This is a genomic window from Gordonia sp. X0973 (assembly GCF_013348785.1).
Taxonomy (GTDB): domain Bacteria; phylum Actinomycetota; class Actinomycetes; order Mycobacteriales; family Mycobacteriaceae; genus Gordonia.
In genome coordinates this window covers 83,263-105,932 of record NZ_CP054691.1, presented here as the reverse complement: position 1 = coordinate 105,932, position 22,670 = coordinate 83,263, and the positions used below count along the sequence as shown (strand labels likewise).

Here is a 22,670-nt window from a genome sequence, read left to right as displayed (position 1 = left end):
GAACCTACTTTTGCGCAGCGGCTCGCCTACTCCAACTGCGTCGCATCCGATTGCGAGATGAGGACCGCACCGGCGACCGCGACGACGAAGGCGACGCCGGCTACCGGCCACCACCCGTGGCGAACCGTGTCGCCGAGAAGCGCCAAGCCGACGACGCCGGGGATCACCGTCTCGCCGACGACCAGCGCGGCAGCGGCCGCGTTCACCGAACCCGTCTGCAACGCGACGGTGAACAGGTAGAAACCGCCTGCACCCGCGACGGCGACGGTGTAGGCGGCCGGATCGGCCAGCAACGACGTCAGGTGGAAGGGTTCGACGCCGTCGGCAACGCGCACCGCCACCGCCATCACCCCGAACAGGGAACCGGCCAACAGTCCGGCGACGCCGGCCACCGTCGCCCCCGACGCGACGCGCAGCAACAGCAGACCACCGCCCAGGACGGCCAGCGCGATCACCAGCAGACCCCAGTGGACCAACGCGTGATGGCTCCCGGCCCAGCCGGAGGTCGGCCCGCCCTGCGTACCGGCGGCGAAGCCGAGGGCGATCAACGCCAGCACGACCGCGCCGATCGCCGCGCGGTCGCGGCCCGAGAGGTGCACCCCCAGCAGCAGCGACGCGGCGATGGCGGTGACCACCAGGTTCGACGCGATGATCGGCTGCGCGAGGAACAGCGCGAGGTTGCGGTCGGCCACGAGGTTGGCGGCGAACCCGACCGTGTCCAGGCACAATCCGACGATGAACAGGGCGCTGGTCATCGTCGTGAGGGTGGAGCGCAACGACGGGGTGCCGCCGTCGTCGGGGCGCTGATCGCCCGCGGCCCGGGCCTGCAGCACCGACGCCAGGCCGTAGCCCAGCGCCGCGACGATCGCCGCGGCTAGGCCGATTCCCACTGTTCGCCCCGTTCCGCATGCGCACGGAACCCGAGTAGCGCCACGCCGCTGCACACCAGGAGCCAGAACGCAGTGCCGAGGATCGCCGGGACCTTCAACACGTCGCGGCCCATGTGGACCTCCGACCGCTCGATCCCGCCGACCGCGTCGGCGAGGTGGCCGGGCATGTCGCCGTACAGCATCTGCGGTACCAGGACGGCGACGACGAGCACCACCGCGACAGCCGCCGCGAGACCGGCCAGGCCGAGGAAGAGCCACCGACGCAGCTGCGCCTGCGCGGGACCGGAGAAGAGCGCGACCCCCAGCGCGACGAAGGCCTCGAAGGCGACGAACACCACGGCCCAGCCGAGGGGGACGATCGACGGCACCGACGGCATCAGATATTCGCCGTAGTAGAAGCCGAGACCGGCCCAGCTCATCGGCAGCCCCGCCGATTCCAGCGAAACCCACGGCAGCGCGGTCATGACCGCGGCGATCAGCGCCGCGACGGCTGCGAGCAGCGCGGCGGCGCGGGGCTTCACTTCTTCGGCTCCAGCACGTCGACACCGACGGCGGCGGCCAGCTCGGGCGGCAGCACGACCGAGCCGTCGGGCTGCTGGTGGTTCTCCAGGATCGCGACGATCCACCGCGTCGTCGCGAGGGTGCCGTTGAGCGTCGCGGCGATCTGCGGCTTACCGTTCTCGTCGCGGTAGCGGATGGAGAGCCGCCGCGCCTGGAAGGTCGTGCAGTTCGACGTGGAGGTCAGCTCGCGGTAGGCGTTCTGCGTCGGAACCCATGCCTCGCAGTCGAACTTGCGAGCCGCCGAGCTGCCCAGGTCGCCGCCGGCGATGTCGATGACGCGGTAGGGCACGTCGATCGCGTCGAGCATCTCGCGCTCCCAGCCGAGCAACCGCTGGTGCTCCGCCTCGGCATCCTCGGGGCGGCAGTAGACGAAGCCCTCCACCTTGTCGAACTGGTGGACCCGGATGATGCCGCGGGTGTCCTTGCCGTAGCTGCCGGCTTCGCGCCGGAAACAGCTCGACCACCCGGCATAGCGCTTCGGGCCGTCGGAGAGGTCGAGGATCTCGTCGCTGTGATAGCCCGCGAGCGGGACCTCCGAGGTGCCGACGAGGTACAGGTCGTCGTCCTGCAGGTGATACACCTCGTCGGAGTGCGCGCCGAGGAAGCCGGTGCCGCCCATGATCTCCGGGCGCACCAGCACCGGCGGGATCATCAGCTCGAAGCCGTGCGAGATGGCCTTGCGCGCGGCCAGATTGAGCAGCCCGAGTTGCAGCAGCGCCCCGTTGCCGGTGAGGAAGTAGAAGCGCGACCCGGACACCTTGGCGCCGCGTTCCATGTCGATGAGGCCCAGCGACTCGCCGAGCTCGAGATGGTCCTTTGGATCGGCGATCGCCCGCGGCTCGCGCACCGTCTCCAGCAGCACGAAATCGTCCTCGCCGCCGGCGGGGGCGCCTTCGACGATGTTGGAGATCGCCCGGTAGGCGGCGGCGCTCTGCTCGTCGGCCTCCTTCTGGGCGGCGACGGCGGCCTTCACCTTCTCGGACAGCTCCTTGCCCCGGGCCAGCAGCGCCGCCTTCTCGTCGCCACTCGCCTTGCCGACCTCCTTGCCGAGGGTCTTCTGCTCGGCACGCAGGTTGTCGGCGAGGACAATAGCCTCACGACGACGGGTGTCCGCGTCGAGCGCACGGTCGACGAGGGCGGGATCTTCGCCTCGGATGCGTTGCGATTCGCGGACCGATTCCGGCTCGTCGCGAAGAGTCTTGAGGTCGATCACCTCCCAGAGCCTACCCATGTGATCTTTAACGGGCATGATGGAGGGGATGACTTCCGACGACGAGATCACGCCGCCCGACGAGAGCGCCGCGCCCGGCCGCTTGGCCCGGTGGCGTTCGGCCCTTGCCACGCACCCGCTGCGCGTCATGCTGTCCGCCGGAGTCGTCGGCGCCGTCGCCATCGCCGCCACCGCCGTCCTCACCGGGGTCGGCGACAGCTCCGGGCGCGTCGGGGTCACCAAGATCGGCGTCGGCGACCGGGTGGCCCAGGACGCGTTCACCCGGTCCGTCACCGGCGACTGCCTGCAATGGCCCGAGGGCCAACCCGGCTCGCCCAGCAAGGTCGATTGCGGCGAACCGCACCGCTTCGAGGTGGCCGCCGCCGTCGACGGCGCCGTCCTGCCCGGCGGCGAGTTCTCCCCCACCGCGAAGTGGCCCGGTCCCGACCGCTTCGCCACGATCCGCGTCGAGCAATGCCCAGTCCTGATCAGCGGCTACCTCAAGGGCCGTTTCGACCCGCAGGGCCGCTTCGTGCCGAACCTGATGTACCCGTCCGAGGCGCAGTGGGACCGCGGTCAGCGCGACCTGCGCTGCGGCCTCGTCGAGAAGGGCACCGGCGGCACCGCGATGGAGGTCACCGGCCGGGTCGCCGACCTCGACCAGTCGCAGTCGTGGGCGCCGGGCACCTGCATCGGCATCGACCCCGCCACCCGCCAGCCGACCTTCCCGGTCAACTGTGCCGAGCCGCACGCCTTCCAGACCACCGGCATCATCGACATGTCGGCGCGTTTCGGCGCCCGCACCTCGGGACGGCCGTGGCCGGGAATCGACGAGCAGAACAAATTCCTCACCCCGATCTGCCCGGTGCAGGCGCATCGGTTCATGGGGGGTAAGCGCGAGTTCGAGAAGACCACGCTCAACGTGCAGTGGTCGACGGTCTCGGAGATCGGCTGGCTGGCCGGCAGCCGCAAGGCGGTCTGCTACATCGGACTGCCGTTCAAGGGCGGATTCGCGACGCTGGTCGGCGACGCCCGCAAGCAGCTCCTGATCAACGGGAAGATCCCCACTCCGCCGCCACCCGCACCGCCCGGGCGCGCACTCCCGACGCCGGTGCCGATGCCCGGCGGCATCGCGCCGAACCCGGCCGAAGTGCCCGCTCCGGTCGGCTGACGTGCGGATCAGCGACAAGGCTTTCGACGAGCTGGTGTCGGACGCACTCGACGAGATCCCCGAAGAGCTGACCAGGGAGATGTCCAACGTCGTCATCCTCGTCGAGCCGGCGCACCCGCAGTCGCCACATATCCTCGGCCTCTACGAGGGCGTGGCCCTCACCCAGCGCACCAGCGAATACGGCGGATTCCTGCCGGACACCATCACGATCTACCGCGACTCGATCCTCGCGATCTGCTCCACCGACGACGAGGTGCGCGAACAGGTCCGGATCACCGTCATCCACGAAATAGCGCATCACTTCGGCATCGACGACGAGTGGCTCCACGCCCACGGCTGGGCGTAGCGGACTATCCCATCGGGGTGTCGTCGCCGTCCTCGTCGGTGTCGAACGGGGCGGTGCTTCCACCCCATCGGTGTGCGGCCCACCGCTGATCGGCGGTGTCGGGCTCATAGCTGAGTTCGACCAGCCCGGTGTTGGGCAGATGGTTGCGCAGGGCGAAAGCGGGGTCGACGGCGGCCAGGCGCGCGGCGATCAGGCGGATGGCCGCACCGTGGCTGACGACGTAGACGTCGCGCCCGTCGGGCCCGGCCAGGTACGAGCGGGCCACCTCGTCGATCACCGGGAGGTAGCGGGCCAGCACCGCGTCGAGGGATTCGCCGCCGGGCAGCTCCACCGAGCTCTCCCCGTGGTGCCACTTCTCCACCACACCGCCGAACAGCTTGTAGGCCTCGTCGTCGTTGCGATCCTCCAGATCGCCGACCTGGACCTCGTGGATGCCCTCGGTGACGACCGGGTCGATCCCCCAGAGGCCCCCGATCACCTCGGCGGTCTGCTGCGCGCGCCGGGCCACCGAGCTGAGCAACACCGGCGACCGCTCCGCGACGTCGGGCCGATCCAAGGCGAACCGTGCCGCCTGGCGCACACCGAAGTCGGTGAGCTGGGCGCCGGGCAGCGCGGTGTCGATCCGGCGCATCACGTTCGACGTGGTCTCGCCGTGGCGGACCAGGTACAGGCGCGGCATCAGCGGCCCTTTCGGCTGTCTAGACCCGGCCCGCTCGCTTCGCTCCCGGCGCCGGCCAGATTCGGCCCGCTCGCTTCGCTCCCGGCGCCGGACCTCAGCGCGGCATACCAAGCCTCGCTCTCACGATGATCCGGCGGCGGCGTCCCACCGACACCGTCGACGGGCCACGACCCGAGAAACACCACCTGCTCCACACTGCGGTGCAGCGCCCGCAGTGCCTCACCGATGGCGGCGTCGTCGATGTGGCCGGTGACGTCGATGTAGAAGCGGTACTCGAGGCCGGGACCGGTACTCGCACCCGACCGGCGCGGGCGGGACTCGATGCGCGTCAGGTCGATACCGCGGGCGGCGAACTCGTCGAGGGCGGCGAGCAGGCTGCCCGGCCGGTTCGCCAGGTCGAGGATCACCGACGTGCGGTCGTTGCCGGTCGGCGCCGGCGGCGGCCCCGGGCGGCCCAGCAGGACGAACCTGGTCACCGCCTCTGCACTGTCGGCCACCGCCTCGGCGAGCGGGACCAATCCGTGTGCCTGCGCCGCGATCGGCGTGGTCACCGCCGCATCGGCCCGGCCGGCGGCGACGTCGGCGGCCGCCGCCGCATTCGACGAGGCGAGGACGAACCCCGCGTTCGGGAAAAGCTTCGCGACGCTGTCGCGGACCTGCGCCTGCGCGACCGGGTAGGCCGCCACCGTGCGCACATCCTGCGCTTCGGTCCCCGCGGCCCCCGCAATGGTGAAGGCGATGTCCAGGGTCGTCTCGGCGAAAATCTGCACCCGCCCGTCCCCGTCGGGGACCAGCGCGTCCATCGTCGCCGGGACCGAGCCCTCCACCGAACTCTCCACCGGGACGCAACCGAAGTCCACGGCCCCGGTCCGCACCGCCGCGATGACCGCCGTGGGGCTGGACAGCGGCTGGGCCTGCAGACCCCCCTCGGCGTATCCGGCCAACGGTCCCGCACCGGCGTCGAGGAGGCGATTCATCGCCATTTCGGTGAAGGTTCCGGCGGGTCCGAAATAGGCGATGGCGGGCACGATCACAGGTTAGCCCTATACTGGCTGCGTTGAAGGACACGGCGATGGATCTCGCCGGGGCGCCGGTCGCCCGAACCGCCACACGGCTGATAGTTCCTGGTTCAGTTCGATGCCGCCTGCGCGCGGCATCGCCCGCGACCGCGAAAGGAACCGGCCCGATGCCCCTGTCCCCCGCAGTCCTGCGTGACGCGCCCGGTTTGGTGCTGGTGTTCGTCGGCGGCATGATCGGCACCGCGATACGGCTACACCTCGAGCAGGCGTTCCCGGCAGCCTCCGGCCAGTGGCCGATGACGACCTTCCTGGTGAACTTCTCCGGCGCGCTCGTCTTGGCCGCGCTGCTGGAGTTCCTCGCCTCGTCGTCGCGGTTGCCCGAAGAAGCGAGCCGCCGACTGCGCCTGTTCGGCGGCACCGGCATCTGCGGCGGCTTCACCACCTACAGCACCTTCGCCGGCGAGCAGGTGAATCTGATCCGCGACGGCCACTTCCCGATCGCCCTCGGCTACGGCGCCGCGACGCTGATCGTCGGCGCGATCGGGACGATCGCCGGATTGGCCATCGGGGCGCGCCTGGCGAGTCGCCGGTCACTGGGCGAACCCACCGTCGTCGACCCCGATACTTCCGATCCGGAGGTGACCCGATGAGCAGCTGGACGATCGCCGCCTATGCCGCGGGCGGCGCCGGCGCGGTGGCGCGCTACGTCTTCGACGCACAATTCAAGGCGTGGGTGACGACGCGGCTACCCGTCGCGACGATCCTCATCAACATCGTCGGCTCGGCCCTGCTCGGACTCGTGACCGGGTTCGTCGTCTTCGCCGGCGCCCCGTCGACCTTGTCGTTGGTCGCCGGCACCGGCTTCTGCGGCGGCTTCACGACGTTCAGCACCGCGAGCTTTGAGACCGTCGCCCTCGCCAGGCGCGACGACAACACCCTCGCCCTCGTCAACGCTGTTGGAACATGGGTGTTGACCGTGCTCGCATGCGCCGCCGGAATGTGGGTCGCGTGGGCGATCCACCGGATCTAGGAGTGTCACCGTGAACCTGAACTCGTTCTCCGACAGCACCGGTACCCCCGACGCGAAGCCGTCCGACGCCGACATCGTCGTCGGCTGGGACCGCACCCCGGCCGCGCGGGCCGCGTTGCGCGAAGGCCTCGCCTTGGCCGCGCTCACCCACGCCCATCTCCACGTCGCCCACATCGCCGACGACTCCGACCTCGGCATCGACCCGGACTCCCCCACCTGGGAGGAGCAGACCAGGGCGATCAGCGACGCCAACGCGAAGTGGGTGCGCAGCGCACTCGCCGACACCCCCTACGGGTGGACCTACTACAGCGCCCGCGGAAGCGCCGCCGCCGTGCTGGGGGCGGTGGCCGCGAAGTCGGGGGCCGACACGGTCGTGATCGGGGCGCACCGGCACGGGGTCGCCGCGCTGTTGTCGCGGCTCACCCGACGGCCGCTCGTCGAGGATCTCACCGACCGCGGGCTCGTGGTCGTGGTGGTGCCGGCGGCGAAGTAGTCCGTTGGTTCTAGCCGAACCAGTTGCCGACGAAGAGGTAGCCGACGAACGCGACGGTGTCGATGATCGCGTGCGCGACGACGAGCGGCCACAGCCGCGTGGTGCGCTGATAGAACCGGCCGAAGACCATCCCCATGACGATGTTGCCGAGGCCGCCGCCGAGGCCCTGGTACAGGTGGTATGCGCCGCGCAGGACCGCGCTGGAGGCGAGCGCCGCGCCGTCGCGCACGCCGAGTTGGCGCAGTCGGACCAGCAGATAGCCGACCACGACGATCTCCTCGGCGACCGCGTTGCCGACGGCGATCGCGACGAGGATCGGGATCTGCCACCACGGGCCGTGCTCGTCACTGGCGACCAGTGAACCGTTCAGCCCGAGCAGGTGCGCGACATAGACCAGGCCGAGGCCGGGGAGTCCGATGAGAGCGGCCAATCCCACGCCGACCGGGAGGTCGCGGGGCGCGGGGCGCCGGAGGATTCCCACCGTCGACAAGCGGATACCGCTGCGCCACAACAGGTAGATGCCCAGCGCGGCGATACCGAACAGCCGCACGACCGAAAGCGTTTGGCGGGTGAAGTCGATCCAGCCGATCGTCGAGAGCGACGGGTTCAGCGCGATGCTCTTCTGCCCGATCCCGCCGGTCAGCTGCGCCTCGATCAACGACAGCGCGGCCAGCAACGCCGACATCCCGAAGGTCAGCACCCCGACGATCGCCAGCTCGATCCACAGCGCGCGGCGCTGCCGGGGATCGCTGACCACGCAAACCCGACTGTTCAGGACATCCCCGACATTGAAACGGGGTCGGGGATGTCGCGAACTGTCGGGTTTGCCGGACGACACGCGTCAGCCGATGCGGATCTTGCCCAGGGAGAACTGTCCGGTCTTCGGGGCACGACGCCACGGGGTGGAGTACACGACGCTCGACGGCGGCGAGCCCATCATCCCGTCGGCCCCCGTGCCCGTTCCCCCGGTCGAGAACGTCACGGTCGCGTGGTAGGTCTCGTGCGGTTTGAGGTGCTTGAAGATCATGCAGCCGCGCGGCGAGGTGTTGAGGGTGAACGACGGGCCGAAGAGCTGCGGGGTGGACACGGTCACCGGGCCGACGAAGGGCGCGCCGTTACCCGCCCACACGGCGCAGACCCGCGCCTCGGGCAGAGGAGCGGCGTCCGCGAACGGGGCGGCGACGACCGAGGCCACCGCAACGGAGGAAAGGACGAGAGCACCGAGCTTCATGCGGACCACTGTAGGCGGGCCCGTCTCCAACAGCGCGCTACACGTTCCAACACCGTCGGGTGTTGGACCTTCGGGTGCCGAGTGGGAAACGGCTCAGTCGGTCATCCAGGGCGGTTTTCCGACGCCGGTCATGCGCACCGAGCCCCACTGGTTGAGTTCGGCGAGCCGGGCGGCCACCGGCTCGTGGTCGCCGTGGGATACCTCGACGCGTTTGCTGCCCGCCTCGAAGAGGTCGTGGGCGCGCTGTCCGTGCAGGATCCCCGCCCAGTGGAACAGTCCGTCGTTGCCGTCGATGTGCCCACGGGCGCGCAGGCGGGCGGTGAACTCCTCGCCGTCGGCCGCGATCCGCACGTCGTCGTCGAAGACCTCCGCCTCGACGGTCTCGTCGGTCAGCCAGTCGTAGTCGATCGGATCGAACCGGGACAGCGGGTCGACGGGCCGGCGCCACCGTCGGCGGCGCCCGATCGGCGTCGGATGGTCCTGTACCGGGGGGCGCACCCGCACCCCGCGCGCGCCGAGCACCTGGGCCTCGGTCAGCGCGGCGACGATGTAGTCGACCGACTCGTCGCGACAGAAGAACCGGTTGGGCTCCTGGGCCGCGGCGACGGTGAGATAGTTCGACGCCGGCGGGGCCTCGTCGGTGACGACGAGGTCGGCACTCGCGGGATCGTCGACGAGGTCGAACGCGAGCGGCGAGCGCTCCAAGCGCCGTCGCGTGGAGCTGATCGCCTCCGACGCCCCGACGAGCGCGACGGAGGTCACGGCAGGAACCCCGAGCGCCGCCACAGCCGCTCCCCGAGCGGCCCCATCAGATCCGCCTGCCGCAGGAAGGAGGCCAGCGGCGCGAACGCCTTGACCGTCGTCTCGTGGAAGTAAGGATTGGCCCGGGCGATGCGCGCCGCCTGCCGCGGATCGGCGATCCCGGCGCGTTTGTACATCTGCGGGTTGGTGAAGAGGCGCCGGAAGACCGGCCCGCCGAGGCCGTGCAGGTTGGCCGCGACCAGGGTCTCGAACCGCCCGCGAATCGGCTTGCGGCGCATCACGCCGTCGCGCGCGAATCCGATGTGGCGGGCCTCCTCGGTCACGTGGATCTGCATGAGTCGCGCGACGATCGGCTGCAGCTGCGGGTCGGTGCGCATCTCGCGCTGCAGCGCGTCGAACAACTCCTCGCCGACGAGGGTGATGACCCACAGCATGGTGCCGCGCATGACCAGGGGAAGCGCGTACATCGCCGCGCGGTCGACGGGGCGCATCATGTACGGCCGCGCGCCGCTGCGCTCGATGACCTTGCCGAACATGGTCATATGCCGGCACTCGTCGCCCATCTCGGTGAGTTCGTAGTGCGAGGTGGCGGCGGCCGGGTCTTCGCGCATCAGCCGCAGCAGCAGGGCGCGGTTGAGCAGGTTCTCGAACCAGATGCCGACGGAGAGCACATGCGCCATCTCCTGGCGCGACAGCTCGATCCGCTCCTCCTCGGTCATCGCGTTCCACAGGTCCGTGCCGTAGAGCGAGATCACATGCGGCGGCAGGAAGTATTTGCCCTCTTCGAGCGGGGCTTCCCAGTCCAATTCGACGATGGGGTCGAAGGACCGCGACGAGGAGCCCTTCAACAGGCGGCTGGCGATAGCCGTCCGAGCATCGCCGTCATAGGCAGTCTTCGTCGACGCGTCACGCCGATCATTCACCACGGTCATCGGAGCCTCCTCCTCAACCTCCGGCGCAGGGAGGGCTGGAATGTTCGTCAATGCCGAGTGTGCCATCGTTCAATGGCATTGTCACGGAATCGCCCTGTTCAGGGTCGACTCAGCCTCGGTGCGTAAATTTGTCCGAGTGACTGACCAGCGCGACGAGCCGAACCTGCGGCGCCGACGCCAAGACCAGCAACCGCAGGGACCGGATGCGCGGGACCCGCGCGCCGCGGTTCCGCGCGCCGCAAACCCCGGCCCCGTCCCCCCGTCGCCTCGTCCGACGATCCCGCCGCCACCGCGCCCCGGACCGCCGCCACCGACCACCGTCGGCCCCCGGCCCCCCACGCCGCCGACCTATCAACCGCCGCTGGCGTGGTCGGCGCAGCCCGACGCGCCGCAGCGCCGGGCACCGGCCCGGGGCCCGGAGCGCACCTCCCGCGAGGCATCGCCGCACGTCCGACCGTCGCAGCAGCCGTCCGGCCAGCCGGCGGTCCGACGGTCCCAGCCCCCTGCGGTGCAGCCCCACGTCGCACCGGTGCAGCGCAACGAGAGGTACGCGCCCACCCAGACCCCCGAACCGGTGCCCGCTGCCGGGCGCGGAGGGTCACGTCCGACAGCCGGTGCGCCGCCGAAATCCGTCAAACCGGCTTCGCGTAAGCCCGTCAAGGCCAACTCCACCAAGGCCAAATCCCGCCCCGCGTCGAGCGCGACCAAACCCAAGCGCAAACGGCGGATCCTCACCTTCCGGCATCTGCTCAGCCTGCTGCTCGTCATCGTGCTCACGGCCGTGGTCGCGGCGGTCGGCGGGCTGATCTACTACGACGGCAAGCTGCACCGCGTCAACGCGCTCAACTTCTCCGGCCGGATCGCGCAGACGCCCGGGATGAATTGGCTGGTCGTCGGCACCGATTCACGCGACGGTCTGACCGCGGCGCAGCGTCGCAAATACTCCACCGGTCCCGACGAGGGCGGCGCCCGCACCGACACGATCATGCTGATCTCCAAGCCGCTGCACGGTCGGACCGCCATCATCTCGATCCCCCGCGACCTGTTCGTACAGATCCCCGACGGGTACGGCCAGCACAAGATCAACGCCGCCTTCAACATGGGCGGCCCGCAGCTGCTGGTCCGGACCATCGAGTCGATTTCGGGGATCCACATCGACCACTACGCGGAGATCGGCTTCGGCGGCTTCGCCAACGTCGTCGACGCGATCGGCGGAATCCACGTCTGCCTGAAGGAGCCGCTGCGCGATCCCAAGGCCGGGCTGCGGTTGAAGGCCGGGTGCCAAGACCTCAACGGGCGCCAGGCCCTCGGCCTGGTGCGCACGCGCGACTTCCCCAACGCGGACCTGCAGCGCGTGATCAATCAGCGCAAGGTCTTCGCGGCGCTGATGGACAAGGCGACGAGCCCTGGGGTGCTGCTCAACCCGTTCCGGCTGCTCCCGTTCGTCAACGGGATCGTCGACTCGCTCACCGTCGACACCAACGACCACTCGTGGAACCTGCTGGCGCTGGCCTGGTCGTTGCGCGGCCATCCGGTGATGGCCACGGTCCCCACCGGCGGCGACGTCTGGAGCGACGACGGGGAATCGCTCTCCGTCGGCGACAACACGACGGAGTTCTTCGACCGCCTCGCCAAGGGCCAGGCAGTCGATCCGAAGGCTTTCGACGACGAGAGCCAGGCGGCGGTCGGCTAGAGGTTCCCGCCCGCGGCCGCCGGCGGATTGGCGTCGGCCTCGGTGGTGCTGTTGATCTCGCGCTCGACGAAGGTCTCCAGGTCGAAGATGTTGCCCTTGGCGCGCTCGGCGATGGTGAGCAGCGTCGTCATCGTCGCCACCTCTTCCACCTGCTCCTTGAGGAACCACTGCATGAACTGTTCGCCGAGGTAATCCCCGTCGTCCCGGGCAACCCGCGCCAGGTTGACGATCTGCTCGGTGACTTCCTGCTCCTGCGCGAGCGCGAGCTTGATGGGCCCGGTGAAATCGTCGAAACGGTTCTGCGGCGCCGCGACCCCCGGGATCTCGACGGCCTGCCCGCGGTCGAGGAAGTACTGGACGATCATCATCGCGTGGTTGCGCTCTTCGACCGCCTGCTCGTAGAAGTGCTGGGCGAGCTGCGGCATATCTTCGTTGTCGTAGTACACCGCGATCGCGTTGTACTGCTGGCTGGCCGCGAACTCGTTGGTGATCTGATCGGCCAGCAGCTGCTGAAACTTGGTCCGTTCGGTCATGGCGCCAAAACTACACGCGCAGGGTGACTTGGCGCGTCCGGATCCCGGCGCGGGACCGGCGCTGTTCGGTGGTCAGCTCGGACTTGTCGGCCATCGCCTCGACGAGCCATTCGTCGAACTGGTCGAGCCCGTCGTACCAGTGGTCGGCCTCCTGCTCGACGGTCAGGTCGAAGACCGGGACGAGCAGGCCGTGCGTGCGGAAGGAGCCCGCGAAGCGCGACCCCTCGCCGAGGGTGAGATGGCCCGCCGCGTGCAGGCGCGCGAGGGCCGTCATCACCGTGTCCTCGTCCTCCGGCCGCACCCAGCGCAGGTGCGCCTTGTCGCCGGCGCGCACCCACCACGGCGCGCCGAGCCCGCTCTTGGGCTTCATCCGCGTCGTCGGCAGGATCGTGTCCGCGGCGTGGTCGAGCATCTGCTGCACGTTGGGATCGACCTTCGCACCGGGGGCGTACCACCACGAGAAGTCCTCGTAGACGGTGATGTCGAGGGGGGCGTCCACGTCGAGCAGATCGGCGAGCGACTTCTCCGTCGTCTGGCCCGTGTACTGCTCGTCGACCTTGGCGTGGGCGGCCCAATCGATCGCCGCCGCGAACTCACCGGCGATGTCGACCGGCTCGGGATCGACCTGCAGCGCGGCGAAACCCTCGCGCGCTCCCTTGCCGTCGCGCACGATCGCGCCGACGGCGCCGGGCAGGACGGTGGCGACGCTGACGTGGTTGCGGACCCCGTCCTTCTGCAGGTTGGGGCCGAGGTCGTCGTCCGGGACGACCGACTTGAGTTCGGGCTCCGGCGGGCCCGGCTCGGTCAGCGCCAGACGGGCCGAGGCCGCCGCGACGAATGCGCGCATCGCCACCAGGTCGCACTCGGCGGCGAGACCCTCGAACGGCCGCGTCGGGCCGACCAGGGCGGCCGCCTGCCGCTCCTTGCGCGCGGCAACGCGCTCGGCTCGATTGCTACCGGGGCGCGGTCCGCTGCCGCGCTTGCTCTTCTTCGCCATGGCACAACCTTGTCACACGCACGCGCGTCACACGATGGGAGTGCGACCCTCAGACGGTGACCAACCAGTCACGCACCCGGGCCGGATGGTTGGTGGCGATCCACCGCACGCCGAGGTCGGCGCACAGTTGCACGTCGGGCTGGTCGTCGACGGTCCAGCAGTAGGTGACCCGCCCCGCCGCCGCCGCCCGGTCGACCAATTCGGGATGAAGGCGCAGCGTCTCGACCGACGGTCCGATACCGGTCGCGCCGACCGCCGTCGCGGCGCTGCCGCCCAGCACGCGGGCGGTGTCGCCGAGGAGGATGGTCGGAAGTATCGGGGCGTGCCTGCGGATCCGCCACACCCCCGACGAGGAGAACGAGATCACCACGGCACGGCTGTGGTCGGCCGACGGCGGAGTCGCCACCGAGAACCGGTGCAGCGTCTCCAGCAGCTTCACCTCCACCAGGCTGCCGAACCGCACCGGATGCTTGGTCTCGATGAACAACCGGACCGGGCGGCGCCAGTCCAGTGTGAGCGTGAGTAGTTCGTCGAGGGTCAGCACCGACGCCGGTTTGCCGCCCTTCCAGCTGCCGAAGTCGTATTCGCGCAACTGCGCCAACGTCATCTCGCTGACCACGCCGGCGCCGTCGCTGGTGCGGTCGATCGTGCGGTCGTGGACGCAGACCAACTCGTGGTCGGCGGTCAGTCGTACGTCGCATTCGAGGCCGTCGGCCCCCTGGGCGAGTGCGAGTTCATAAGCGGCGAGCGTGTGCTCGGCCAATTCCCCGGACGCGCCCCGGTGGGCGACGACGGCGGGGTGGCCCGAGCGGGAGACCCGGTGCTCGGTCACGCGTTGACCCATCGGCGGCGGCTCGGCGCACGGGCGGGGCCCGCGGCCGGGTTGAAGACGGCCACCAGCCGCGGGATCATCCACCACGCGAAAGCCGCCGAGACCACCCCGGAAACGATGACCCACACCAGCGCGTCGGCCTGGGTCTGCAGACTGCCGCTGCGGTGGCCGGCCCAGCGCATCACTATCGCGGTGAGCGCGACGGCGTTCACCAGCGCCCAGGCGATCCACACCTTGCGCAATTCCAGATGCGTGCGCGGCGTCAGCACCCGCTCGTCGACGAGTGCGGCCTCGCGGAGCAGGAACGGGGCGGTGACGAGGTTGACCAACGGGAAGACCGAGAACAGCCACAGCACCCAGCTGCGCCGCGGCTCGAGCCGGTCGACGTGCCGATAGGCCAGCGCGCGCATCGCGATCACCCACTGCCCGAAGCGGGCCAATCCGTAGCCCATCGCGAGCAGGGCGGCGACGCCGCTGGCCTGGACGAAGATCGCCGTGACGATGTCGAGCCAGGCGGGGATCAGGTGGTCGCGGCCCACGACGGCGACGAGGTAGCGCAGCACGTGGAACACCGCGGCGATCCCGAGGACGACCGCGACCTGGCGCGCCGCGGCGACGAATTTCAAGGCCTCCGAGCGGGCCTGGGTCTCCACCGGGATATCCTGCCAGCTCGCGGGCAGATCCTGCAGACCCCAGCGCGGGATGCTGCTGTACCGCGGAGTCGGGCGGGAGCGGTGCAGGTTCGCCGCGCGCGGACCGGGCCGGGCCTCGGGTGGGCGCTGGGCGATCCAGCGGATACGACCGGGGGCCGGGCCGCCGACGGGCCGCTGCTGCGGGGCTCCGTGCGGAGTGATCGGAGCCGCCGGCGGACGGGGCTGGGCCAGTGCCTGCGCCACCTGGTCGACGGGGACCACGACGAGGATCCCGTTGCAGCGCGGACACCGGATGCGCCCGGCTCGGTGGGGCGCCTGAATGCGGCACACGCGGCAGAGGTCGACGAGGCGCTGCCCGGGGGGCATGGCGCCGTAGGGCGGTTGGGTCATTGCCGGCTCACTCCCCCACGACGACCGGCTTGCCGCTGGCCTCCCACGCGACCATGCCGCCCTCGACGACGAGTGCCTCGCGACCCACGTGCTCGAAGTACTCGGCCATCCGGAAGGAACGGCCGCTGGTACGGCACACGACGAACAGTTCCACGTCGGGATCGATCTCGTCGATCCGCTCCGGCACCTCGCCCAGCGGGATGTGCAGAGCACCCCGGACATGCCCGCCGGCCCACTCGTCCGGCTCGCGGATGTCGAGCAGCACACGATCGGTCTCACCGGTGAAATCGTCGGGCAGTTGCCCCACCGGCACCTGTTCGTATGCGGCCATGAGTCCATGGTGGCATATGACGACGAGCGCAGGTGGCCAACGTCTGCCGATCGGTTCGCCCAGGCCACCGGGACGGGTCGGAAAGATATCCACAGTGGCCGGGCATAACTCCTCGGACCGCCCCTGATCACCTCGCCGGGCCGATACAGGACAGTGAACCGGCCTTAACCAGGGATGGGCACAAAATGGCCCCAATTGTGAACGGCGCCACATATTCACGAAATTTCGTCGCGTTTTCTCGAAGTATCGTGAATTTCACGCTGGAGTTTTTGTCCGGCTCGACAAAGCGCATAGCGCCTGTGGATAACTTGTGGACAACTCTGGCGGCCCGTCCGGTACGGTACGGGTTGTCCGATCCCCGACCGAGGAGTACTGATGCCCAGCAGCACGGTTGAAGCCGTCATCGCCGCCGAACGCCCCCGCGTGTACGCGGCGTTCGCCGATCGCGAGGGCACCGGCAAGTTCCTCCCGCTCACCGTTCGCCTGGTGAGCCCCGGGGCGCAGGAGCGCCAGGGAGTCGGCGCGGTGCACTCCCTCGGCGTCGGCAAGCTCGGCATCCGCGAGCAGATCACCGAGCTGGTCCCCGACGAGAAGATCGTCTACCGCGTGGTCGGCGGCCTGCCGGTCCGCTCCCATGTCGGGACGATCGAGTTCGCCGACGCCCCCGGCGGCACCATGGTCCGCTACACGATGGATTCCGACCCGAAGATCCCGGTGCCGGCCGCCGTGCTCACGCCGGTCCTCAACGGCCTGATCGGTTCCATGATCGCCGCCGTCAAGAAGGCCGTCGCGCAGAACTGATCGCGGGGCTCAGTCCTGCGGCCAGTCCCGCTCGAGCCCGTTGATGATGAAGTCGAGTTTGGCGTCGAGTAACCCGCGATCGGTCCACGAGTCGCGCGGCTGCAGCGTCGAGCCCTCGGGCAGTTCCCCGCGCACACGGTCGAGTCCGGAGGCCCCGGAATCGTCGACGGCGCGCATGGAGGTGACGCCCAGGTGTGTCACGAAGACCGTGTCGCCGAGGAAGTCGAGGGCGAACATCGCCTGACCCCGGGTGCGGCCGACGGCGGCCAACGCGTCGGTGTAGGCGGCGAAGACGTGGTCGATCCGGGTCGGCGCCGTGGGAAAGGTGTAGACCAGACGGCTCAGCCCGGGAAACTCCTCGCACACCCGCCAGCACTCGTCGGCCCACAGCCGCAGCACGCCGCGCCAATCCGCGCCCGGTTCCGGGGTCCGCAGCGTCGCGGCCGCGGTGTCCAGGCAGGCGACCACCAGCTCGTCGCGGGACGGGAACAAGCGGTAGATGGCGCCCGTCACGACCCCGAGGCGCCGCGCGATCGCCGACATGGTGAACCCGTCGATCCCCTCGGCGACCGCCGCGGCGATCACATCGTCGGCGGTGAAGGCGGGCTTACGACCCGCCTTCTTCGCGCCGGGTAACGCCGAGGGCGTGGACACATGCACGAATCCACACTAGTTCGCCAGTTGCCACCCTTGCGCGCTGCGCAACCGCTCGGTGAACCGCGCGTAGGTCCCGTCGTCCACCGCCAGCAACTCGTCATGCGTGCCCTGCGCCTCGACCCGGCCGTCGGCGTCGAGGCAGACGATGACGTCGGCCTCGGCAATCGTGTCGAGCCGGTGGGCGATCACGATGACCGTCGCGTGTTCGCGCAACCGCTGCACCGCAGCGACGATATGCGCCTCGTTCTCGACGTCGAGCGCCGACGTCGCCTCGTCCAGCAGGACGATGGGCGCCTGTTTCAGCAGCGCCCGGGCGATCGAGACGCGTTGCCGCTCGCCACCCGACAACGCCCGGCCGCCCTCCCCGACCGGGGTCTCCCAGCCCTGCGGGAGCCGTCGGGCGATCTCGCCGACACCGGCCAGCTCGGCGGCGGCCCGCACCTCCTCGTCGGTCGCCCCGTCGCGGCCCACCGCGATGTTGGCGACCAGGGTGTCGTCGAAGAGGTAGACGTCCTGGAAGACCATCGAAAGCTGACCCATGAGCTGGCTGACGGGTTGCTCGGTCACCGCCGCGCCGCCGACGCGGATCTCGCCGGCATCCACGTCGTAGAACCGGGCGACCAGTTTGGCGATCGTCGTCTTACCGCTTCCCGACGGCCCGACGAGCGCGACCATCGAGCCGCTCGGGACGGCGAAGGAGATGTCGCGCAGGACCGGGTCGCCCGAGCCGTCATAGGCGAAGCCGGCGCCGTCGAACTCGACGGCGCCCGGGGAGGGGAGCGTCACGTCGTCGCGCGGCTCGGGCAGTGGCTGCGCGGTCAGCACCTCGTCGAGGGCGTCGAGCAGCGGGCGGCGCGATTCCAGCGCCATCGCGCTCTCGGTGATGGTGGAGAGTGTCGACGTGAAGCGCATCGCCAGGCCGATGAAGGCCAGGGCGGGGATCGGGGCGAGCGAGCCCGACACCGCCAGCGACCCGGCCAGCGAGATGAGGATGACGACGACGACCTGGGTGGCCACACCGCTCAGGAGCAAGCCGACCGTCTCGAGCCACAGCGCTCGACGCTTGGTGGCCCGGGTGCGCTCCAACGCGTCGAGCAGTGGCGGGAAGTCGTGCGACCGGCCACAGGACCGCAGGGCGCCCTGGCATTGCGAGAACTCGACGATGCGGTCGGCCAGTGCGACCTCCTCCGGTTCGTGCAGGTTGCGCCCCTTGCGCATGAAGGCCGTCGACACCAGGGTGATCACGACGAACACCGGGGCCGCGACGGTCAACGCCAGTCCGAGCACGGGATTCCAGACCCAGGCGGCGACGACGATGACCACCGCGGCGGTGAGCCGCGCGACCAGCGGGCCGATCATGTGGGCGAAGATCTCGCCGGTCTGCATCAGTTCGGTGGAGACCATCCGCGAGAGCCGCCCGGCGACCGGGCGGGCGAACCACCCGAGCGGCTGCTTGGAGACCTGGTCGCCGACGAGGCGGTGGATGCTCTCGAGGAAGTCCAGCGCGACCGCATAGGTCCGCTGGCTCTGCAGATAGTTGAGACCGAATCCGGCCACGGCGAGGATCGCGAAGACCCACAGCCAGCCGCCGACGCCCATACCCCACACCGGCTCGCCCGACGCCAGCGAGCTGATCGCCGGGAGCAGGGCGGCCAACGCGACTCCCTCGGCCAGTCCGCAGATCACCGCCAGCGCGATCGCCGGGCGCAACCCCTGCGGGCGCGACACCATCCGCCGCATCCGCGGCACCACGTCGATCAGGGGGATCGTCATCGCAATTCTCCGTTCGCCAGGGCCGAATCCCACAGCCGCGCATAGGCGGGTTCGGCGAGCAGTTCCTCGTGGGTTCCGGCGGCGACGACCCGCCCGCCGTCGACCAGCACGATCTGGTGGACGCCCTTGATCACCTCGGGCCGGTGCCCGATCAGCAGCACGGTCCGGCCGCGCGCCAATTCCGAGAGGGCCTGTTGGATCTGGTGCTGCGACTCCGGGTCGGTGAGAGCGGTCGCCTCGTCGAGGATGAGGATCGGGGCGTCGACGAGCAGCGCCCGCGCGATCGCCACCCGCTGCGCCTGCCCGCCGGAGAGCCCGGAATCGCTGCCGTAGACGGTGTCCATCCCGTTCGGCAGGGCGTCGATCTCCTCGAGTACCTGTGCCGCCCGGGCCGCTGCCCGGATCTCCTCGTCGGTGGCGTCGGGTCGGCCGAGCGCGATGTTGTCGCGAATGCTGATGCCCAGCAGCTGCGGGTCCTGCAACACGAACCCGACATGGGAGTACAGGTCGGCGACCTGGGCGACGGGCACGCCGCCGATGGTGATGCTCCCCGAGCGCGGATCGTCGAAGCGGGCCAGCAGGGTCGCGATCGTCGACTTGCCCGACCCCGACGGTCCGACGAGTGCGGTGACCGTCCCCTCGCGCAAGGTGAATCCGACGTCGTGCAGGGCCAGCGGAGCGTCGGGTTCGGCGCCGTAGGAGTAGCTGACCGAGTCGAAGACGACGTCGCTGCTGGCCGGCTGCTCCTTGGGCTCCACGTCGGGCAATTCCCGGGTGTCCACCAGCGCGACGATGCGGCTCGCCGCGGCGCCCGCGATCTGCCGCGACCACATGGCGCTCATCAGCACTTCGAGTCCGTACGGGATGAGCAACGCGATCAGCGAGGTGGCCAGCACGTCGGCTGCGGTCACCGTGCCGCGGTGGACGAGCCAGGTGCCGCCCCCGATGTTGATGAGCAGCAGCAGGGGCACGGCGAGCAGCGACGTCCCCACCGAGCTCACCCGGATCAGCGGCTTGACCCAGTCGTAGTAGAAGGCCTGGAACTCGTCGGCGGCCTGCTGGTAGGCGCGATGCGCGCGGCCGACCCGACCGAAGGCCTTGACCACCGAGATACCGGTGACGAACTCGACCATGCGCGCCGAGACGGTGGCCATGCGCTGGTCCATCTCGACGGTCTTCTCGCCCATGCCGCGCATGCTCAGCGACATCGCCGCGGCGTACAGCGGCAGGGTCGCTATCGCGAGCAGGCCCAGGCGCCAGTCGATGACGAAGGCGTAGGCCATCAGCGCCAGCGGCATCACGACGGCGTTGGTGCCGTCCACCGGTTGGTGGGCGATCAGATGGTGGATCGTGCCGATGTCGTCCTGCAGCGCCTTGCGGACCCGACCGGAGTTGGTCGAGGTGAACCACGCCAGCGGTACCCGCGAGAAGCGGGAGGCCATCTGCTCGCGCACGTGGTGGCCGAACCGGATGTCGGCGAGGTGCGTGATCAGCAGGGCCAAGAAGTACAACGCCAGCCGCAGGCCGAAGGTGACGACGAGGATCTTGATCCACCGGCCCACCTGCCCGCCGTCGACGGGGGTGCCAGCGCGGGCGGCATCGAGGAGGACCGCGCCGATGTGGACCAGCGCGATATACGGCACGACGGCGAGCACCGCCGAGATCACGGCGAGGATCCGTCCGATGTTGAGTTGCCCGGCGACCGGGCGCATCAGCTCCTTGAGCGCTGCGGCGTCGGCCTTCTGCTGTGCTTTGAGATCGGTCATCTATGCCTCGTTCTGCATAACTTAGGCTAACCATACTTATTTCTGAACGAGGTTCACAATAGAGCCGCGGCGCGGCCACCGCAAGAGCCGGACTAGCGCCCGAGGAATTCCTCGAGACGTTGCGCCTCCGCCTGCGCCCCCCGACGCGCGGCGGGGGCGACCTCGGTGAGGAAGTCCAGCGCCACCCGCCCGTCGACGACGCGCCAGGTCCCGGCGAGACGGCCGTCGACGAGGAGGAATCCGGGGCTGCGCCCGTTCGGGGTGACCGTCCGCCCGAACAGGTCGGGGTCGGCGACGCGGATCCGGTCGGCGGGCGCCTGTGCGACGAGGATGTGGTCGAACGGGGCGATGAGGCGGACCGGGGCCGGGGCGTCCCCGTCGACGATCGGCAGGCCGTCGAGGTCGTAGAGCTCCTCGCCACCGGGGCCGTCGACCCGGATCAGCTCCCACTCGGCATCCATCTGCCGCACCAGCGGGCGCAGGCCGGTCAGCCCGGACCAGGTCTGGATCCCGGCGATGCTGGCCGGGCCGAAGCCGCGCAGGTACATGCGGATCAAATCGCGACGGGCCTCGTCGTCGACCACGGCGGGTTCGGCCGGCCCGATCCAATCGTCGAGCAGCGCGTAGGTGATCGTCCCCGACCCGGCCCAGGTACCGCGCGGCGGCACTTGCACCAGGTGCAGGCCCGCCCGCGCGGTGGCCATCAGGTCGCGTGGCGAAGCCTCCGGCCAGCGCTGGGCGAGCAGATCGCGCAGACTATCGGCGGATAGTTCGCCGCCGGTCAGCGCCGACCGGGCCTCGTCGACGACGGCCGCCGCGTCCACCCCGTCGGGCAGCTTGTGGTTGGACGCGGTGATGGCGGCGATCCGCGGTTGGACGAGTGCGCGCAGCCACCGCGAGTCGAGGGCGTCCGCGGTCATCAGGGTGCCGCGCAGGAGTACCGAGCGGATGATTTCGCGGTCGGTCAGCAACTCGTCGTGGTCGGCCGGGTCGAAGTCGGCGACCCGCGACCACAATCCGACGAACGGCGGGCGCGGATCCTGCGATTGCAGCCCGACGCAGCGGTCGAGGACCTCGATGACATCCTCGTCGATCCGTTCGAGCAGGTGCTGGCGCGACAGCAGCGTGCGATTCCACTGCTCGAGGGTGATCACGACGCGAATCGCACCCCGGTCGCCGCATGGCAGCGATAGCCGTTCGGGTTCTTCGCCAGGTACTGCTGGTGATAGTCCTCGGCATAGTAGAAGCGGCCGTCGCCGGCGTCGGACAGCTGGGCGATCTCCGTGGTGATCGGCCCGTACCCGGCGGCGGTCAAAGCCGGCTGGAACTTCTGCGCCACCTCGCGCGCGGTCTGGGCGTCGGCCTCGGTGCAGGTGTAGATCGCCGACCGGTACTGCGTGCCCACGTCGTTGCCCTGCTTCATCTCCTGCGTCGGGTCATGCGTCTCGAAAAAGGTGCGCAGGATGGTCTCGAGGTCGGTTTGGCTCTCGTCGAACACAACCAGGACGGCCTCGGTGTGACCGGTGCGCGCGGTACAGACCTCTTCGTAGGTGGGGTTCGGGGTGAAGCCGCCCGCGTACCCGACGGCGGTCGTGTACACGCCGGGCAGCTGCCAGACGATCTCCTCGACACCCCAGAAGCACCCGCCGCCCAGGACGACCGCGCGACGGCCGGGACCCCAATCGCAGATCCCCGCCGGCGAGACCATCGGCGACCCGAGCACGATGTTCTTCTCCGCCACCGGCATCGGCGTCCCCCGACCGGGCAGCGCATCGTCCGCGGCGACCATTTCCTGCTTTGCACGAGAGAAACCCCAGGACATGGCCTCGATTCTACGGCCTTCGCGCGCTGCGCGCCCTGGCCGACGAGGTGTGGTTTGGCTCCGGCGGGATCATCTGCCTATGATGACGGTCACACACG

General features: G+C 69.9%; 26 protein-coding genes and 1 riboswitch. Of the genes, 7 read left to right on the top strand and 19 right to left on the bottom strand.

Features of this window, described 5'->3' with window-relative positions:
* Positions 1–26: 26 nt before the first annotated feature.
* Genes HUN08_RS00510 through serS form a run of 3 tightly spaced genes read right to left on the bottom strand, consistent with a single transcriptional unit; the run spans position 27 to position 2,664 of the window.
* On the bottom strand, positions 27–890 hold the full coding sequence (locus tag HUN08_RS00510) for a hypothetical protein (protein ID WP_124246046.1): 864 nt from the start codon (positions 888–890) through the stop codon (positions 27–29).
* Positions 875–1,411 carry a hypothetical protein gene (locus HUN08_RS00505; protein ID WP_124246047.1) on the bottom strand — a complete coding sequence of 179 codons (537 nt, stop codon included), beginning with the start codon at positions 1,409–1,411 and terminating at the stop codon, positions 875–877. Before HUN08_RS00505 ends, HUN08_RS00510 begins: the two co-directional genes overlap by 16 nt.
* On the bottom strand, positions 1,408–2,664 hold the full coding sequence (serS, locus tag HUN08_RS00500; protein WP_124246048.1) for a serine--tRNA ligase: 1,257 nt from the start codon (positions 2,662–2,664) through the stop codon (positions 1,408–1,410). Before serS ends, HUN08_RS00505 begins: the two co-directional genes overlap by 4 nt.
* Before the next feature lie 46 nt (positions 2,665–2,710).
* Here serS and HUN08_RS00495 point away from each other — a divergent pair, with 46 nt between their 5' ends.
* Both HUN08_RS00495 and HUN08_RS00490 read left to right on the top strand, forming a co-directional pair.
* Entirely contained in the window at positions 2,711–3,832 is a 1,122-nt protein-coding gene (locus tag HUN08_RS00495) for a septum formation family protein (protein ID WP_124246049.1), read from the top strand.
* Between the two features lies 1 nt (position 3,833).
* Positions 3,834–4,178 carry a metallopeptidase family protein gene (locus HUN08_RS00490; RefSeq protein ID WP_124246050.1) on the top strand — a complete coding sequence of 115 codons (345 nt, stop codon included), beginning with the start codon at positions 3,834–3,836 and terminating at the stop codon, positions 4,176–4,178.
* A 4-nt stretch (positions 4,179–4,182) separates the two neighbouring features.
* Here HUN08_RS00490 and HUN08_RS00485 read toward each other — a convergent pair whose 3' ends face one another.
* On the bottom strand, positions 4,183–4,857 hold the full coding sequence (locus tag HUN08_RS00485; protein WP_124246051.1) for a histidine phosphatase family protein: 675 nt from the start codon (positions 4,855–4,857) through the stop codon (positions 4,183–4,185).
* A complete protein-coding gene (gene pheA / locus HUN08_RS00480) occupies positions 4,857–5,885 on the bottom strand; it encodes a prephenate dehydratase (RefSeq protein WP_124246052.1) in 1,029 nt (342 codons plus the stop codon). Before pheA ends, HUN08_RS00485 begins: the two co-directional genes overlap by 1 nt.
* Before the next feature lie 31 nt (positions 5,886–5,916).
* A riboswitch (Fluoride riboswitch) is annotated at positions 5,917–5,991 on the top strand.
* A gap of 52 nt (positions 5,992–6,043) precedes the next feature.
* On the opposite strand from pheA, the gene HUN08_RS00475 reads away from it, so the two are divergent.
* Genes HUN08_RS00475 through HUN08_RS00465 form a run of 3 tightly spaced genes read left to right on the top strand, consistent with a single transcriptional unit; the run spans position 6,044 to position 7,399 of the window.
* Positions 6,044–6,526: a CrcB family protein gene (locus HUN08_RS00475; RefSeq protein WP_124246053.1), complete on the top strand. Its 483-nt coding sequence runs from the start codon at positions 6,044–6,046 to the stop codon at positions 6,524–6,526.
* Complete coding sequence (locus HUN08_RS00470) at positions 6,523–6,906, top strand: CrcB family protein (protein ID WP_124246054.1); 384 nt, start codon at positions 6,523–6,525, stop codon at positions 6,904–6,906. The genes HUN08_RS00475 and HUN08_RS00470 overlap by 4 nt, the downstream gene beginning before the upstream one ends.
* 10 nt (positions 6,907–6,916) lie before the next feature.
* On the top strand, positions 6,917–7,399 hold the full coding sequence (locus HUN08_RS00465) for a universal stress protein (protein ID WP_124246055.1): 483 nt from the start codon (positions 6,917–6,919) through the stop codon (positions 7,397–7,399).
* A gap of 10 nt (positions 7,400–7,409) precedes the next feature.
* On the opposite strand, the gene HUN08_RS00460 is transcribed toward HUN08_RS00465, so the two are convergent.
* The 4 genes from HUN08_RS00460 to HUN08_RS00445 form a co-directional block, all read right to left on the bottom strand.
* Positions 7,410–8,156, bottom strand: coding sequence for a CPBP family intramembrane glutamic endopeptidase (locus HUN08_RS00460; protein WP_301546814.1), 747 nt, complete (start codon positions 8,154–8,156; stop codon positions 7,410–7,412).
* Positions 8,157–8,240: 84 nt separating this feature from the next.
* Positions 8,241–8,630: a hypothetical protein gene (locus HUN08_RS00455; RefSeq protein WP_124246056.1), complete on the bottom strand. Its 390-nt coding sequence runs from the start codon at positions 8,628–8,630 to the stop codon at positions 8,241–8,243.
* Between the two features lie 93 nt (positions 8,631–8,723).
* A complete protein-coding gene (locus HUN08_RS00450) occupies positions 8,724–9,392 on the bottom strand; it encodes a DUF4873 domain-containing protein (RefSeq protein WP_124246057.1) in 669 nt (222 codons plus the stop codon).
* Complete coding sequence (locus HUN08_RS00445) at positions 9,389–10,324, bottom strand: diiron oxygenase (RefSeq protein ID WP_124246058.1); 936 nt, start codon at positions 10,322–10,324, stop codon at positions 9,389–9,391. The genes HUN08_RS00450 and HUN08_RS00445 overlap by 4 nt, the downstream gene beginning before the upstream one ends.
* A gap of 136 nt (positions 10,325–10,460) precedes the next feature.
* On the opposite strand from HUN08_RS00445, the gene HUN08_RS00440 reads away from it, so the two are divergent.
* Positions 10,461–12,017: an LCP family protein gene (locus tag HUN08_RS00440; RefSeq protein ID WP_301546813.1), complete on the top strand. Its 1,557-nt coding sequence runs from the start codon at positions 10,461–10,463 to the stop codon at positions 12,015–12,017.
* On the opposite strand, the gene HUN08_RS00435 is transcribed toward HUN08_RS00440, so the two are convergent.
* Genes HUN08_RS00435 through HUN08_RS00415 form a run of 5 tightly spaced genes read right to left on the bottom strand, consistent with a single transcriptional unit; the run spans position 12,014 to position 15,753 of the window.
* Positions 12,014–12,550, bottom strand: coding sequence for a ferritin (locus HUN08_RS00435; RefSeq protein ID WP_124246059.1), 537 nt, complete (start codon positions 12,548–12,550; stop codon positions 12,014–12,016). The genes HUN08_RS00440 and HUN08_RS00435 overlap by 4 nt on opposite strands.
* Positions 12,551–12,560: 10 nt before the next feature.
* Positions 12,561–13,547, bottom strand: coding sequence for a DUF5926 family protein (locus HUN08_RS00430; RefSeq protein ID WP_124246060.1), 987 nt, complete (start codon positions 13,545–13,547; stop codon positions 12,561–12,563).
* Between the two features lie 49 nt (positions 13,548–13,596).
* Positions 13,597–14,391, bottom strand: a complete 795-nt coding sequence (locus HUN08_RS00425) for a glycerophosphodiester phosphodiesterase (RefSeq protein WP_124246061.1) — start codon at positions 14,389–14,391, stop codon at positions 13,597–13,599.
* Entirely contained in the window at positions 14,376–15,422 is a 1,047-nt protein-coding gene (locus HUN08_RS00420; RefSeq protein WP_124246062.1) for a DUF4328 domain-containing protein, read from the bottom strand. The genes HUN08_RS00425 and HUN08_RS00420 overlap by 16 nt, the downstream gene beginning before the upstream one ends.
* Positions 15,423–15,429: 7 nt before the next feature.
* The gene (locus tag HUN08_RS00415; RefSeq protein ID WP_124246063.1) at positions 15,430–15,753 is read right to left on the bottom strand and encodes a rhodanese-like domain-containing protein; all 324 of its coding nucleotides are present in this window, start codon (positions 15,751–15,753) and stop codon (positions 15,430–15,432) included.
* A gap of 375 nt (positions 15,754–16,128) precedes the next feature.
* On the opposite strand from HUN08_RS00415, the gene HUN08_RS00410 reads away from it, so the two are divergent.
* Entirely contained in the window at positions 16,129–16,554 is a 426-nt protein-coding gene (locus HUN08_RS00410; protein WP_124246064.1) for an SRPBCC family protein, read from the top strand.
* Positions 16,555–16,563: 9 nt separating this feature from the next.
* On the opposite strand, the gene HUN08_RS00405 is transcribed toward HUN08_RS00410, so the two are convergent.
* The 5 genes from HUN08_RS00405 to msrA all read right to left on the bottom strand — a co-directional run bounded on the left by HUN08_RS00405 (position 16,564) and on the right by msrA (position 22,572).
* The gene (locus HUN08_RS00405; RefSeq protein ID WP_124246065.1) at positions 16,564–17,214 is read right to left on the bottom strand and encodes a TetR/AcrR family transcriptional regulator; all 651 of its coding nucleotides are present in this window, start codon (positions 17,212–17,214) and stop codon (positions 16,564–16,566) included.
* Positions 17,215–17,223: 9 nt separating this feature from the next.
* Complete coding sequence (locus tag HUN08_RS00400; protein WP_124246066.1) at positions 17,224–18,984, bottom strand: ABC transporter ATP-binding protein; 1,761 nt, start codon at positions 18,982–18,984, stop codon at positions 17,224–17,226.
* Positions 18,981–20,750: an ABC transporter ATP-binding protein gene (locus HUN08_RS00395; protein WP_124246067.1), complete on the bottom strand. Its 1,770-nt coding sequence runs from the start codon at positions 20,748–20,750 to the stop codon at positions 18,981–18,983. The genes HUN08_RS00400 and HUN08_RS00395 overlap by 4 nt, the downstream gene beginning before the upstream one ends.
* A gap of 92 nt (positions 20,751–20,842) precedes the next feature.
* Positions 20,843–21,913 carry a winged helix DNA-binding domain-containing protein gene (locus HUN08_RS00390; RefSeq protein WP_165353383.1) on the bottom strand — a complete coding sequence of 357 codons (1,071 nt, stop codon included), beginning with the start codon at positions 21,911–21,913 and terminating at the stop codon, positions 20,843–20,845.
* On the bottom strand, positions 21,901–22,572 hold the full coding sequence (msrA, locus tag HUN08_RS00385) for a peptide-methionine (S)-S-oxide reductase MsrA (RefSeq protein WP_124246069.1): 672 nt from the start codon (positions 22,570–22,572) through the stop codon (positions 21,901–21,903). The genes HUN08_RS00390 and msrA overlap by 13 nt, the downstream gene beginning before the upstream one ends.
* Positions 22,573–22,670: the final 98 nt, after the last annotated feature.